Genomic DNA, 15351 nt, shown 5'->3' with positions numbered 1-15351 from the left:
AACGTGTTGTTCCAGACCCTGTTCCTTTTCTATGAAGTGGTTATGTACATGCCTTACCCTGGTGGCCATTACTTCCGCCCGAGTGTACGCCCAGCCGACGTTTCAATTTGAGCACATTTCTACTGAACAGGGGCTTTCTCAGCGTGCGGTGCTGAGCATATGTCAGGATCGGGAAGGGTTTATGTGGTTTGGTACGCTGGACGGACTTAACAAGTATGATGGCTATCAATTTACCGTATTTAAACCTGATCCGCTTAAGCCTACCCGTACACTCCGGCATAATATTGTAAGGGATATACATGAGGATCGCAAAGGTCGCCTGTGGGTAGCAACCTTTGGCGGGGGGCTACACCAGGTAAATAAGCGCACCGGTGAGGTGACTGCTTACCCGATTAAACCTACCTCAAAAACAGCCTGGAATGTGCTGAGTTCCATTTACGAGGACTCTCAGGGCATGTTATGGACGGCAGCCGAAGGCATCGCCCGGTTTAATCCGGATACAAGGCAGTATACACTATACCCCTCGTCTGATTTAATGAATATGGTACAGGGAGATCCCAACGGGCGAATCTGGGCGGTGGTTAGCTCCGGTAGTTGGGTGACCGGGAAAGTTAACCGGCTGGATCCGGCGACGGGACAATATCACTCCTTTGCGTTGCCTCCTAAAAGCCGGCTTGGTTTTATCGATACGCAGGGATTTCTCTGGATTGGTACGGATGGTGAGGGCCTGTTTAGAGCCGATACTAAAGATGACTCGCTACGGTTTACGTCGTATCAGTTGAAAGGTGTCACTGAGAAACCCGTTTTCCGTCGTATCTATGAAGATTCCGCCGGCTTTGTGTGTGTGATGACCAATGCTGGTCTGCTACGCATTAATTCTCGAAATTCTGAAGTTGTTAGCATCGATACCTCCTCCTGGATAGTCAACGGCCTGAGTAAGATGCCTATGAACGCAATGTTGTTTGATCGGGCAGGCCATGTTTGGATTGGCAACCACGATGGTATAGAAAAGGTAACAGCACATCCCAAAGCGTTTGAGACTTATCAGATCAAAGCCTCACCGGCTTCTGTTCGGTTACCAGACAATAGGGTGACCAGTTTACTGGCCGATCGTACCGGTGCCCTATGGCTGGCCAGTACGGGCGGTATGATGGTTGGCGCGGCCAAAGGTTTCTACCGCAGTGATGGAATTGGCAAGCCGCTGAAGAAGATTTGGATTCATCCGGCGGATACCAACAACCTCACGGCTAACCTGGTGAAAAGTCTCTATGAAGACCGGCACGGACGGATATGGGCCGGTACCGGCGAGGGACTCCGGTTATATAACCGGACCACCGGTCAGTTTACGCTATATCCCACTCAGCTACCGGTACTTTTCAACATGGCAGAGGATGCGAGTGGCAAATTATGGGTCAGTGTTGCCCGTCATGGAAACTTAGGAGGGGTGGCCTGCTTTAACTCGTCTGATCAGAAATTTACTTACTATATATATAAGCCGGGAGAAACTAAAGGGCTGAAAGATGGAAGTGTGTATCATCTTATGGTGAGCCGAACAAACGAAATCTGGTTCGCTACGTCAGGGGGTGGTGTGGCCCGGCTCAATCAGCGGACCGGGACCTTTACCTATTACGAAGCGAGCCCCACCTTTGAAGCCGGTCACCTTAATGACAAAGATACCAGGGCGCTCTACGAGGATGCCGACGGCCTGATCTGGGTAGGTACTAATCAGGGCGGCTTACATCGGCTGGATCCAAAAACAGGAACGTTCACCGTCTTTACCACCCTGGATGGTTTGCCCAGTAATCACATCGCCAGCATTCAGGGAGACACTCGGGGTAATCTGTGGATTGGGACGAACAATGGGCTGTGCCGCTTCAATCCCAAGACCCAAGCCTTCCACAATTTTGGGATACACGATGGATTGCCGGATAAGGAGTTTACCCATGCGGCTTCCCAGACGTTTAGGGGGAATCTGCTGTTTGGCACCCTGAACGGCTATGTTGTTTTTAATCCGGAAGCTATTCGGGAAAATACCATTGTCCCCCCGGTTTACATTACAGGATTAAAGGTGCTCGACAAGCCCAGAGCTATTCCATCAGATCATCTGGCACTCCCCTATACGGAGAATTACTTGTCCCTGGAATTTGTGGGCCTGAATTACAATGCACCAGAGAAGAACCAGTATGCTTACCAACTGGAGGGAGTCGATAAAGACTGGATCTACAGCGGTACCCGTCGGTTTACCAGCTACACTGAGCTCAGTCCGGGGGACTATGTATTTCGGGTAAAGGCTTCCAACAACGATGGGGTATGGAATGAAACAGGAACAACGCTGTATATCACTATCCATCCACCCTGGTGGCAGACCTGGTGGGCCTACAGCCTGTACGTCATTGGATTTGTTGCAGGGTTGTGGTCCTTCATTCGGTACCGCTCCCGTGCGTTGCGTCGGGAAAACCGGCTGCTGGAGCAGAAGGTAACGATACGCACCGAGCAGATTCAGCACCAGAAGGAGGAGATAGCCGCTCAGCGGGATAATCTGGAACAGACGCTCACCGAACTGAAAGCTACACAGCAGCAACTGATTCAGAAAGAGAAGATGGCATCCCTGGGTGAACTCACGGCGGGTATTGCGCACGAAATTCAGAACCCGCTCAATTTCGTCAACAACTTCGCCGAGGTGTCGGTTGCAATGACAGAAGAGTTAGAAGAGAGTGTACAGAACAGAGATCTGGCTGGTATTTCGGAGCTGTCGGCCGAGTTGCGGGAGAACATGAGCTACATTGTCGAGAATGGTAAACGGGCTGCTGCCATCGTGCGTTCCATGCTGGAGCACAGTCGCAGTAGTACCGGTGAGCGTAGACCCACTAATCTGAACGAATTAGCCAATGAGTATCTGAACCTGGCTTATCATGGCATGCAGGCGGCAGACCCTGACTTTCGGGTGCAGCTCTGTACCCGGTTTGATGAGGAGTTACAGCCAGTGACGGTTGCTCCGCAGGAAATTGGCCGGGTGCTGCTGAACCTGTATAACAATGCTTTCTACGCCGTGAAAGAGAAGCACAAACAAGCCGGAGCAGCAAGTTACCAGGCCCGGATTGAGGTTACCACTCATGTCGGAAACGGTAGGGTTGAACTGCGGGTGAAAGACAATGGTACGGGTATCTCACCAGAAATTGTCAGCCGCATCTATCAGCCATTCTTTACCACTAAGCCCACAGGCCAAGGTACGGGCTTAGGCTTGTCCTTAAGCTATGACATCGTAACCAAAGGACATGGCGGGGAGATAAGGGTGGCATCCCAACCGGGGGAGTTTACCGAATTTGTCGTTAGCGTACCGAAGGTTTGACAACGTTGAGTAAGTATAGTCGGTATTCGCTTCTAGTAGAAAAGCTATCTGCTCGTCCGCAACACCATTGTGTAAACCTAGTTTCAACCAAAAACAAAAAGCACTTAACATTGCTGCTAAGTGCTTGATTTTTAAGGCGGTCTGGACGGGACTCGAACCCGCGACCCCCTGCGTGACAGGCAGGTATTCTAACCAACTGAACTACCAGACCATTTATGTTGATTTCTTTGTGCGTTGCCGTCTTCCGAAATCGTGATGCAAAAGTAGACCGTTTTGTAACGTTACGCAAGTGTTGCCTGGAAAAAAGTTTGCCGGGGAACTGTCTTTGCGGGTTTCCGGGTTGAGTATCAACCTGCTTTGTCCAGAAAAATTTTTTACGGACCGTTGGCTCGTTAAACTGGGTACAACTTGCTGCTTTACCAGTTTGCAGGTTAATTTCCGGAATTATTACCTTTACACTCAACGATTATGAATCTATCAGACTCTTATATGGAACTCGTTAACCGGGGGTATAGCCGGGCCGGGAGCGAAGGCTGCCAGCCGTACCCGGCCTTATCCTATGAAATCTTTCTGCTGGATCAGGCCCGGCACAAAGCCCGGCAAAAAGAACTGGCTCAACTGGAAGCGTTTCAGATGACATTCGACTGGCAATTATCGCGCCGGCAGCGGCAAGGCTATCTAAAATCGCTTCGGCAGGGGGCCACGCTTGTGCTGACCGACCCGTCTAAGCATATCCTGTGGGCCAGCCAGAGCTTTTTGTCCATGACGGGCTATACGCCCACCGAAGTCCTGGGCCAGCGGCCGTGGATGTTGCAGGGGCGGGATACAGACCCGGTAACGGTAGACCGTATTCGGGAACACCTCAACCGCGCCGAATCGGTGAAAGCCGATCTGGTCAACTACCGTAAAAATGGGGATGCTTACCTGTGCCGGCTAACCATCGATCCGCTGCACAACAGCCTGGGCGATCTGACCCACTTCCTCGCGGTCGAATTTGCTATCGAAGGCTAAGGCTATAAACCGGCTTCGGTCTCCATATCCAGATCACCTTCCACATCTTCCGGATCGGTAGTATCGGGCCTATTGGAATACGGACCGGGACCCTCCGGACCGGGAGCGTTGTCGGGTGTCATCAGCTCGGCAGCGCCGGCCGGTTTTTCGGCTTCCGGGTCGGGGTTAAAGCCGGTAGCGGGGGGTGGAGTGTTTTCCATACTGAACAGCGTTGGTTTGTTTTCGTTCTAACCGTACCCTCTGATAATTGTTTTCCGCTTTCCTCTTGATAGCTTTCCAAACCCTTAGGCCCTAAATCCTGTTTCGAAAGAAAGGTTTATGTGAAATCAGGCCGGCAGCGGTATAATCTGCTCCCAAACAGACGTACCCGTGGCCGGCTGTCAGCTAAAGGTTTGGCTTCATGAAGAATTTTCTCCGCGCGTTGCGATGGGCCCTGTGGACCCTGTTGGCGTTGATTGTGGTGGGTCTCATCAGCATCTGGTTAATTGACTACCGGCAAAGTGATGACGAAATACTCAGCGAGTACCGCCACCAGCGGATCAAACCGACGGTTCACCGCTACCAGGTTGGGGACCGGACCATCCGGTTTATTGAAACCCCCGCCAGTGATTCGCTGCCCGTTGTGCTGTTTGTTCACGGTGCGCCCAGTTCCTTATCCTTCTTCGAAAAATTCTTTAAAGATTCGGTGCTGCTGAGTCAGGCGCAACTGGTGGCGGTAGATCGCCCAGGTTATGGCTACTCGGATTTCGGCCGGGTCGAAACGTCAATCGTCCGGCAGGCCGGGATGTTACAGCCGCTGATTAACCGCTACCGGAATGCGCCTTATCTGGTAGTTGTTGGGTCGTCGTACGGCGGATCGGTATCGGCGCGACTGGCGATGAACAACCCCGGCCTGGTCGATCATGTGCTGTTTGTGTCGTCGGCATTGGGGCCGGGTCTCGAACGGACCTACCCAATCAGCTATTTAATCGATAAGCGCCCGCTCCGCTGGCTGATGCCACCCCTGCTGATGCTGGCCAACGACGAAAAACTGGCGCACCGCCGGGCGCTCGAAGAAATTCTGCCCGACTGGCGGAAAATTACCGCCGGCATCACGATCCTGCACGGGCAGCAGGATGATCTCGTCTATCCGACCAATGTCTCCTTTGCCCGGCATCACCTGGTCAATGCCCGGGTGAAGCAGTTTATTCTACCCGAAAACCGGCACGACATCGTCTTCAATAAACGGGAGTACATGACGCAAATTCTGCTGGATATCCTTTCGTCGGGATACCTGAAAGACAAGATCAATAAAGATATGGTTCTGGCAAAGGACTAACGCTGGTTGTCGCTGGTACGGCTGCGAAACTGGGTGAACGAGGAGGTTGGCTCGGGCGTTGGTACGGCTGACGTGGAGGGGTTGTTCAGGCCGGGTTTGGTTTTCCGGGGCCCACCCCCGAACAGCCGGTTAAAGGTCCGGGTATAAAGCAGGCTGATTCCTCCGCTGGTCGTCAGTGAGGTATTACTAAGCGAATATTGACCCAGCACACTCTGCTGATTGCGGTTGTACATTTTGGCCCGCACCCGGCCGTCGGGCGTGATCCAGTATTCCAGCGTCCACTCACCCAGCAGACTGGCGGCATTGGTCTGGTTCTGACCGTAGGTGAAGCCACCGTCTCGGCTGACCCGGAATCGGTCGTTCAGGAACCGGTACGAGAACCGCAGCTGCAGGTTATTGAACAGGTTATCGTTCAGGTTGTTCAGCCCCAGACCACCCAGCGAAATCCCCACATCCAGCTTTTCGTCAAGCGACGAGGCCAATTGACTGAAACGATTCGACAACAGTTCGCTGACGCTGTTGGCCACTCCGGCGTTAACGTTATCCTGCTCGAACAGGCCGGAGCCGTCGGGCAGGAGCTGGTTAAAGATCAGGATGCTGCTGACCTGCCGGTTCAGTTCCTGCTCATTGCTAAGGAGACGGGCCTCAAACGCCGTTACCGCCTGCCGGAACTCCGCCGACGCCGGATATTCTTTCACATCCAGATCGAAGGTGATGCTTGGCGACAGCAGTTCGCCCGTGAGCGTAATCAGCAGGTCAACCGGGTAGCGACGGTTGCGGTCGGGGGTATTCTGGCTTGTCGACGGCGCCGAAATGCTCTGGACCAGCGGCAGCAGCGAGGTGTACTGGGTGTAGGCGGCCGTTACGTTGAGCAAGGCACCATACGGGTCGCCGGTCCAGGTAATACGGCTGTTGGGCCGGATCTGGAAGCGTTTATTAATGACGTTCTCAAAGGTAAAGGTGTAATCACCCTGCTGGATTTCGTAATTACCCGTCATCGAAAACTCTCCCTTGGTATCTACCTTCATGGCGATCCGGCCAGAGCCGTATGCTTTGATGATGTCACCTGTCTGGCGGTCCAGCTGGATTTCACAATACGCATCCGGGGTGATGTTGAAATTGAAATCCATCTTGATGCCTGACAGATCAACCGTCGGGATGTTCGAGAACACCGGCTTACCGTTTACCTTGGTCTGGTGGGTATCCACTTTGGCGACGCTGCTCCGGCTCACAAACCGAATAAAATCCTGGGCCGATACCGTTTCGGCTCCGTCGAGCGGGATGTAAATGCGGGTGCCCTTGTTGCTGGATACGTTGGCTTTAATGGTCAGGTTATCGGGCGTGCCGTAGAGTTCGGCCTTGCCGGTTACCACCGCCGAGCCGTAGAACAGTTCGTTGTCGCGGGCGGTGGTGTTCATGATCTTGAAGTTCTTCAGGTCGGCGTCGAAACCCAGCGTAAAGTATTTGAATCCGTCGTGGTAGACACCACCCCGCAGAATGGCCGTGTTGCCGTCTACGTCGCGCAGCAGCAGCCGCTTGGCCCGGATATCGGTTTCGGTGAAATAGATCTTGTCTTCAAAAAAGAAGTCGGCTTTCAGGTAGTCGAACGTCAGCCGGCCTTTCCGTACGTCGACCACCCCATCCAGCACCGGGTTATTCGGGGTGCCGGTAACATTGACCAGCCCCGTAGCCAGCCCGGTCAGGTTGGAAACCAGCCCCTGGGTGAACGGCTCCAGCATCCGCAGATCGGCGTTGTTGAAAAGCGCTTTCAGGTTGAAGGCGTTTTTGGTTTTCTGAGGGGCATAGGTGCCGCGCAGGGTTAAGACATCGTAATTGTCGCGGTTGATGCGGGCGTCTACGTTCAGCCGTTGCTCGCTGTTGTCCCAAACGCCTTCGCCCCGGACATTGCCCACCAGAAAATCGGCAAAGGCCAGTTCCTGAACGGTCAGCTTGCTCTCGATAATCGGTGTTTTGTACAGGTTACGGACGGCAATAACCCCGTTGGCGGTACCAGTGATCGGCGTATTTACAATCGGCGTCAGGCTTTCGAGCAGGAAGTTGCTGGCCTCCACGCGGAGCGCTTCGGTACTGTCTGACGAGATCTTGCCCGATGCGGTAATCAACTGGTTCTGGTTGTAGATAGACAGGTTGCGGACGGTATAGTCCTCGCCGACTTTCCGGATCAGACTCTCGGGGTTCAGGGTCCAGTTATTGTCGAGCACCCGGAACTCCGACCGCCGGAAGGTCAGGTCAATGGCGTCGCCCTTAAAGCGAACCTCACCGTTGACGTTGGCGCGGTTGGTGCTGTTGATCTGCTTGATGCTGCTGGTGAAGTCGATATGATCCTGCTCCCAGGAGGCTTCAATCTCCATAGTTTCGGTGGGCGCCAGGGTGCTTAACTTCTGCCGCTGAGAAGTAACAATAGCCGACGCCAGCACTTCTTCGCTGTTGGTAAATTTGGACGTGGTAATATCAACCTCGCTTGGCCCGAAGGTATACTCATTGTAGACGAGCGAATCCGACTTGACATTGGCGGTCAGGAACAGCGTATTGTCGACCGTAAAGCGGCCTTCCAGTGTGCTGTTGGGGGCTATATAGGCCGCAGGCTGCACAAAGTCCAGCACCGGCTTTATGTTCCGGAAGAAGAAGACATAGTCAATGTTGTAGTTAGCCGGTTGCATTTTGCTGGTTCGGGCCAGCTTCTGGCGGTAATAAGTGGCCCGACTGGCTACATCGCCGAAGAAATACAGTTCGTATTCGTATAGCAGCCGCTGCAGATCCTGAGCGGTTTGCGTCAGCTGAAAGTTACCCCGGAGGTGGGCGGTGATAAAATCGGAGGTAACATCAATGGACCGCCCGGCGTCGAGAATTGCCGAGGAGAGGTGCAGCGTATCAACGGCTAGGGTCCGGCCGTTAAGACTGACGAGGGCGTTTCGGAAGCGGGCTTCGCCGATAAGTTCTTCGATTGTATTGCCGTTCAGTTGAACGTCCAGATCCGTCCGTACTGTCAGGGAATCGTCAAGCAGTCGCAAGGCCCGAAAATCAGCGTGGGTAACCGTGCCCTGAACATCGAAGCGGTTGCGGGGATTGCGCAGGTCAAACTCACCATCCAGATGCGTGGTCAGGTTTTCGTCGCGTACACTGACTTCGCCGTTGAAAAAGGCCTTCTGGAGATTTCCCCGCACCACCAGATTGCGGTAGTCGTACCCGTTCAGGCCGAAGCGGCTGAACCGCCCGTCGAGGTCCACGCGGGCGTTGGCAAGCGAAAGGCCCTGACCGGTAATGCGCCCTTCGCCATCCAGCTTTTGCAGCACCTCAGGCTGATCGACCAGCGTACCAAGGGCCAGACTCTGCGCTTTCAGGTTTGCCGTATAGGTGGTGTTGGCGGAGTTGTCGGCCAGTTTAAGCTTGAGATCACCGGAAACGTTGCCCAGGGCAGTCTGGAAATTGCCGGCCGTGCGGAAATCGTCGAATGCGCCGGCAAACGTAGCTGCAAACTGCACCGTGCCGAGTTTCTGGATAGTATGGTTAAAGCCTTCGTCCGGATAATACTGCCGGATGTCGGCCATGGTAACGATCGAGGGCGTAAAGGCAAAATCAACGGTGGTACGGTCAATATTGGGTAGCCCTTTAAATGCAATGTCGCCGGCTAACCGGCTACGCGCATTGATGCCGAAGCGCAGATCGGTATCTGTGAGTTTAAAGTCGTGGACGATACCCCGGAAGTTAGCCGACAGCAGCCAGGTTTCGTTGAGGCCGCGCAGGTATTCGGAGAAGTACCCCAGGTCGGCGGACTGCACGCGGCTACTGCGCAGCCGGGCATCCATCATCACCCGGGCATTGAAGTTGCCAAACGCGGATGGTGAATCGTAGAGAAACGCCAGGTAGTTTCGTACGATGGAGTTGTTGATATGCGCGTACAGATTGCCCAGCTCCATTTTGGTGCGGCAATACAGAAAGCGCGTATCCAGGCGGTGGACGGTAAGACCCGAGCGCCGGTCTACAGCTTTCATGCCGGCCAGATCGAGCGCGATGGTATCACCCAGCACCAGGAAGTCGCGGACATTGCCGTTGATCTTCTCCAGCGTAAAATGGTTATAGTCAAAATCCTTCGGATTGTTGAAGGGCTTTTCGCGGGGATCATCCATCGTAAATACCCCATCGAGGACATTGACTTTGCCAATAGTGAAAGGAATATTCTGATCGGGTACACTCCTGGTGGTATCGGTCCGGAGCAGTTCGTCGATCCGGGCGATGAATTCGTCGATGTTGAGGTCGCCGGTTTTGGGGTTCTTTACCAGCCGGACATTAGGCTGGTAGAGGTAAACTTCGTTGAGGTGAATATTATGCGCCGAACTGTCGAGCAGGGTGCGCAGGTGGAAGGCGACTTCCAGACGGCCCACGTCGATCATCGGCTGGTGCCGGCGGTCCTTAATGCTGACACCCTGCAGCGTCAGGGAATTGAACCACTTGATGGAAACGCGCTGGATGGAGATGGGAAACTCCATTTTGGCCGAAACGCGCCGGGCCACTTCCTGCACAACCCGGGTCTGTATGGCCGGAATCTGCAAACTCACCATCACGGCTCCGAATACCAGCAATACCGCCAGAAGCGTATACAGCAGGGTCTTCAGAAAAATGGTGACAAATGAGCGCATCAGGTTCTGTTGAATCACTCCGGCAACCCGGAGTACGTAGTGAACAATGTATAATGATTAGACGCGGAAAGAGGCTTTTCGTTTAAGCTCCGGCCTTATTAATTGTACATTATTAATTATTCATCCTTTAAGTAACGTAAATTTGCCGGATTACCGATATTCTTTTAATGAACATTTTAGCGATTGAGTCATCCTGCGACGAAACATCGGCCGCCGTTTTATCGAACGGTACCATTTTGTCCAACGTTATTGCCGCTCAGTTGATTCACGAGCAGTACGGGGGCGTTGTTCCCGAACTGGCCTCCCGCGCCCACCAGCAGCATATTGTGCCGGTAGTTGAACGGGCGCTGACCGACGCAAAAGTATCGAAAAACAGCCTTAACGCCATAGCGTTTACCCGCGGTCCCGGATTACTAGGCTCGCTGCTCGTCGGGGCTTCCTTTGCCAAAGCCCTCGCGCTTGCCTTACAGATCCCCTTGATCGAGGTAAATCATATGCAGGCCCACGTACTGGCGCACTTCATTGAACCGCCCGTGCCGGCCTTTCCGTTCCTGTGCCTGACCGTCAGTGGCGGCCATACCCAGATCGTCCTCGTGCGCGATCACCTCGATATGGAAATCATCGGCCAGACCCACGACGATGCCGTCGGGGAGGCTTTCGACAAATCGGCCAAACTGCTCAACCTGCCGTATCCGGGCGGTCCGCTGATCGATAAGTACGCGCAGCAGGGTAATCCGCTGGCCTTCCGGTTTCCGCTGGCCGAAATGCCCGGTCTGGATTTTTCGTTCAGCGGCATCAAAACGGCTATTCTGTATTTTCTGCGGGATAATACCAAAGACAATCCAGCTTTTATAGAACAAAATCTGGCCGATATTTGTGCCAGTATTCAGTATACGCTGGTACAAATGCTCCTCGGCAAATTAAAACGGGCCGCCCGCGAAACGGGCATCCACGAAATTGCCATTGCCGGGGGCGTCTCCGCCAACAGCGGCCTGCGTTCGGCCCTGACGCAACTTGGCCGGGAGCAGGGCTGGACCGTCTACATCCCCCGCTTTGAATACTGCACCGACAATGCCGCCATGATTGCCATGGCGGCCCACTACAAATACCTCCGGAACGAGTTTACCTCCCAGGAAGTAAGCCCCATGCCGAGGCTTGAGTTTTAAAGTTCTACTATGCTCACCATTAACGAACTACGCATTTACCCGATTAAGTCGCTGGGCGGAATTTCGGTGACGGAAGCCGCCGTGGAAGGGAAAGGCTTCCGCTACGACCGTCGCTGGATGCTGGTGACGCCCGACGGGCAGTTTATTACCCAGCGTACCTACCACCAGATGGCGCTTATTGACGTGGCCCTGACCGGCCACTGCCTGCGGGTATGGCACCGCCACCGGCCCAACGATGTCCTGGAGATAGCTTTCGACGAATACACCGGCGAACACCTCCCCGTGACCGTCTGGGATAGCCACGGTATCGATTCGGTGGTAGTTAGCGAGGCTGCCGACCGCTGGTTTACGGCGGCTGTAGGCGTACCCTGCCGGCTGGTCTATATGCCCGAAGAGAGCCAGCGACAGGCGGATTTAACCTACGCCCGGAACGGTGAGATCGTCAGCTTTGCCGATGGGTTCCCGTACCTGCTCATCAGCCAGGCGTCGCTCGATGAACTGAACCGGCGGCTTGATGTGCCCGTGGTAATGCTGCGCTTCCGGCCAAATATTGTCGTTGCCGGTGGGGAGCCGCATCAGGAAGATGGCTGGGATCAGTTTCGGATTGGCGATCTGGACTTTTACGCGGCCAAACCCTGCGCCCGGTGTGTGCTGACTACCGTAGACCCGGCCACCGGCCAGAAGGGCAAAGAGCCGCTGCGAACACTGGGTACATACCGGCAAAAAAATAACAAGATCTATTTTGGTCAGAACGTGTTGAGCCAATCGGCGGGGGTGGTGCGGGTTGGCGACCAGCTGGAGATCATCAGTCACCGGACCCCGGTTTTATGAGATTTATTCGATACGCGTATTTTTTGAGTTTACCCGTGGTATTGGGCGCTGTTTTTTCCAATCGCATGGCCGTTCGTTTGTCGGACGCTGTGGTGCCGGTACATTGGGCCACTACCTGGGTGCTGGCGCTCGTGGTGTTTATCATCTACACCGTCGACCGGCTGCTGGACGTCCGCAAACCCGATATGCTGCCAACCGCCCGGCATACGTTTCACCGCAGGCACGCGCCGGTACTCTGGCGAGTAGTAGCCGGAGCGGCCGGGCTGGCCTTGCTGCTGGCCATTTGGCTGCCCGGCTCCGTCATCAAATTCGGCCTGGTGCTGGGGGTACTCTGTGCTGCTTACGTGGCGATGGTGTTCCGGCTGCCGGCCCGCCATCCGGCGCTGCTGGCTAAAGAACCGCTGGTAGCCCTGTTTTTCACGGCTGGGGTCTGGGGCAGCGTGTGGGTGCAGCGGCCGTCGGTGAGTGCGGTGGAGTGGGCGCAGGCGCTGATGTTTCTGGCCATTGCGTTCCAGAATCTGCTGCTGTTTTCGGTGCTGGAGTTGCAGGAGCAACTGACAGTGCCGCAGTTTTCCCTGGCAACCTACTGGGGGCCGCTGCTGTGCGACCAGCTTATGCGCTGGCTGACATTTCTGGTGGTAGGCTCCTCTTTTTTTGTTTGTTTTACCGTAACCGACCGGTTTGCCCAGCGCTCGGCGCTGATACAAGCTATCATGAGCCTGGTACTCTACGTCATCCAGCGACACCCGGCGTACTTCCTCAAAAACGAGCGGTACCGCTGGATCGGCGACGGCGTATTCTGGCTGCCTGCCCTGGTTTTATGAAGGAGCTGAAAAACAGTATTTTCCGTCTGCCCGGCACCCGCTCTTTCACTCTTTCGCCCTTTCACTCTTTATCTCCCCGTGCAGCGATAGAAAAGCCTGCCCAATGCCTTTAGAATATAGCTTTATACGTATGCGCCGATTATCCCTTCTCTCACTCTTTCTGTTTCTTCTGGTGCTGACCCCTGCCTGGGCGCAGCGCACGCTTACCAATCCCCTAAAAGCATCCGGGCCTGACCCCTGGGTAGTCTATAAAGACGGCTGGTACTACTACATGAACACCGTGGGTAACCGGCTCGATCTCTGGCGTACCCGCCACATGGCCGACCTGGGCACGGCCGACCGGAAAACCGTGTACACCCCACCCGCGTCGGGCCCGTACTCGAAGCAGCTATGGGCACCGGAGATCCATTTCCTGAACGGTAAATGGTATATCTACTTCGCAGCCGACGATGGCCGCAATGTCAATCACCGGATGTGGGTACTGGAAAATGCGTCGGCCGATCCGATGCAGGGCGAATGGGTCCTGAAGGGTAAACTTGCCGATCCCGGTGATCACTGGGCAATTGATCTGTCGGTTTTTGAGCATAAAGGCAAATTATTCGCGATCTGGTCGGGCTGGGAGGGAGCCATAAACGGACGGCAGGATATTTACATCGCCCGGCTGAAAAATCCCTGGACCATGAAAGGCGACCGCGTGCGGCTCAGCAAGCCTGACCTGCCCTGGGAAATGCATGGCGATGTGCCCGAAGAATGGCAGAAGAACGGTGAGGTACCCCAGGTGCTGGTGAACGAAGGCCCACAGTTTCTGCGGAAAGACAAAAACCTGTTTATCGTCTATTCTGCCAATGCCTGCTGGCGCGACTACTGCCTGGGACAGTTGCAGTACGACGGCAGCGGTAGCCTGCTGAAGGCCGTAAACTGGCGAAAAAGCCCGCAGCCGGTATTTGTACAGGCTCCGGAAAATGGCGTATTTGCCCCTGGACATAACTCGTTCTTCAAATCGCCCGATGGGCGGGAGGACTGGATTCTCTACCACGCCAACCCCAGCGAAACCGACGGCTGCGGCAACAAACGGGCTCCCCACGCCCAGCGCTTCAGCTGGAACCCCGACGGTACGCCAAATTTTGGAAAACCATTACCCAAAACGCCAATGCCGGCACCTTCGGGCGAATAATAAGCTAGAAGACAACTATCAAACTTATGATGATTTATATCCATTTTCCCCTGCCGGAGGCCGAACGCGATTTACTCACGCAAGCGCTGCAGACCGGCGTTTCGTCACCCGACAGTTCGTCGCCCGGCGTTTCGACTGATACCGATACCTGTGTGTGGGGACAGGATTTGCCCGCAGCGCAGCGCAAAGAAGCTTTTCTGCAAGCCGAAGTCGTATTTGGCAATCCACCAGCCGACTGGTGGGCCGAGAGCCGGAACCTTCGCTGGGTGCAGCTGTACTCGGCCGGCTTTGATCCGTATCTGGCGCTGGACTGGACCCGGCCTGAATTACAATCCGTCACGGTAACCAACCTGCGGGGCTTTTTCGGACAGCCCGTTGCCGAAACCGCGGTGGCCGGCGTGATGGCCCTGTACCGGAAAATTGATGAACTGGCCCGTTTGCAGGCCCAGAGCCGGTGGGTAGGTGGCGAATTGCGCCCGCAGATGAACCTGCTGTACCGGAAGCGGGTGCTGGTACTCGGTGCCGGGGCCATCGGCGAAACCATCATGAAGATCCTGCGCGGGTTCGATTGCCACGTTACCCTCGTCCGGCGCAGTCAGGCACCGACCGTCGAAGACCTCGACGAACTGCTGCCGGAAGCCGATATTATCATGGCCGCGCTGCCGGATACGGAGGAAACAAAAAATACACTGTCGGCCCAGCGGCTGGCACTGATGAAACCGTCGGCGGTGGTGGTTAATGTCGGTCGGGGCTCGGCCATTGATGAACCGGCGCTGACCGATGCGCTGCAGCATAACCGGCTGGCGGGGGCGGTATTGGACGTTACCTACCAGGAGCCCCTGCCGGGCGAGAGTCCGCTCTGGTCGATGACCAATGTCCTGCTGACCCAGCATACGGGTGGGGGGTATGCCGAAGAGAATGCGGATAAGGTACGCGTTTTTCTGCGTAATTTAGACCGGTACCGGGCGGGAGAGCCACTGGAGAATGTGGTAGATTTTAGCCGCGGTTACTAATGTTCAA

At 54.9% G+C, this 15351-nt stretch carries 10 protein-coding genes and 1 tRNA gene; 8 read left to right on the top strand and 3 right to left on the bottom strand.

Annotated elements, in window-relative coordinates; all coding sequences use genetic code 11:
• Positions 1 to 31 precede the first annotated feature (31 nt).
• Entirely contained in the window at positions 32 to 3349 is a 3318-nt protein-coding gene (locus ABD949_RS11210) for a two-component regulator propeller domain-containing protein (protein ID WP_345243469.1), read from the top strand.
• A gap of 137 nt (positions 3350 to 3486) precedes the next feature.
• Here ABD949_RS11210 and ABD949_RS11205 read toward each other — a convergent pair.
• Positions 3487 to 3560, bottom strand: a tRNA-Asp gene (locus ABD949_RS11205).
• 257 nt (positions 3561 to 3817) lie between these two features.
• On the opposite strand from ABD949_RS11205, the gene ABD949_RS11200 reads away from it, so the two are divergent.
• The gene (locus tag ABD949_RS11200; RefSeq protein ID WP_345243467.1) at positions 3818 to 4360 is read left to right on the top strand and encodes a PAS domain-containing protein; all 543 of its coding nucleotides are present in this window, start codon (positions 3818 to 3820) and stop codon (positions 4358 to 4360) included.
• Between the two features lie 2 nt (positions 4361 to 4362).
• Here ABD949_RS11200 and ABD949_RS11195 read toward each other — a convergent pair whose 3' ends face one another.
• Positions 4363 to 4560 (bottom strand): hypothetical protein, encoded by a 198-nt coding sequence (locus ABD949_RS11195; protein WP_345243465.1) that lies wholly within the window; start codon positions 4558 to 4560, stop codon positions 4363 to 4365.
• Positions 4561 to 4760: 200 nt separating this feature from the next.
• On the opposite strand from ABD949_RS11195, the gene ABD949_RS11190 reads away from it, so the two are divergent.
• Positions 4761 to 5678 (top strand): alpha/beta fold hydrolase, encoded by a 918-nt coding sequence (locus ABD949_RS11190; protein WP_345243463.1) that lies wholly within the window; start codon positions 4761 to 4763, stop codon positions 5676 to 5678.
• On the opposite strand, the gene ABD949_RS11185 is transcribed toward ABD949_RS11190, so the two are convergent.
• Positions 5675 to 10336 (bottom strand): translocation/assembly module TamB domain-containing protein, encoded by a 4662-nt coding sequence (locus tag ABD949_RS11185; RefSeq protein WP_345243461.1) that lies wholly within the window; start codon positions 10334 to 10336, stop codon positions 5675 to 5677. The two genes, ABD949_RS11190 and ABD949_RS11185, sit on opposite strands and share 4 nt — an antisense overlap.
• Before the next feature lie 167 nt (positions 10337 to 10503).
• Between ABD949_RS11185 and tsaD the strand changes: the two genes are divergently transcribed.
• From tsaD to ABD949_RS11160, 5 genes are all read left to right on the top strand, one after another.
• Positions 10504 to 11502, top strand: coding sequence for a tRNA (adenosine(37)-N6)-threonylcarbamoyltransferase complex transferase subunit TsaD (gene tsaD / locus ABD949_RS11180; RefSeq protein WP_345243459.1), 999 nt, complete (start codon positions 10504 to 10506; stop codon positions 11500 to 11502).
• A gap of 9 nt (positions 11503 to 11511) precedes the next feature.
• The gene (locus tag ABD949_RS11175) at positions 11512 to 12333 is read left to right on the top strand and encodes an MOSC domain-containing protein (protein ID WP_345243457.1); all 822 of its coding nucleotides are present in this window, start codon (positions 11512 to 11514) and stop codon (positions 12331 to 12333) included.
• Positions 12330 to 13157, top strand: a complete 828-nt coding sequence (locus ABD949_RS11170; RefSeq protein WP_345243455.1) for a hypothetical protein — start codon at positions 12330 to 12332, stop codon at positions 13155 to 13157. The genes ABD949_RS11175 and ABD949_RS11170 overlap by 4 nt, the downstream gene beginning before the upstream one ends.
• A gap of 130 nt (positions 13158 to 13287) precedes the next feature.
• On the top strand, positions 13288 to 14331 hold the full coding sequence (locus ABD949_RS11165) for a glycoside hydrolase family 43 protein (protein ID WP_345243454.1): 1044 nt from the start codon (positions 13288 to 13290) through the stop codon (positions 14329 to 14331).
• Between the two features lie 26 nt (positions 14332 to 14357).
• Positions 14358 to 15344: a D-2-hydroxyacid dehydrogenase gene (locus ABD949_RS11160; protein ID WP_345243452.1), complete on the top strand. Its 987-nt coding sequence runs from the start codon at positions 14358 to 14360 to the stop codon at positions 15342 to 15344.
• Positions 15345 to 15351: the final 7 nt, after the last annotated feature.

The sequence above is a fragment of the Nibrella saemangeumensis genome, assembly GCF_039541915.1.
Taxonomy (GTDB): domain Bacteria; phylum Bacteroidota; class Bacteroidia; order Cytophagales; family Spirosomataceae; genus Nibrella; species Nibrella saemangeumensis.
The sequence above is the reverse complement of the archived record's forward strand: the minus strand, read 5'-3'. Positions and strand labels throughout refer to the sequence as shown.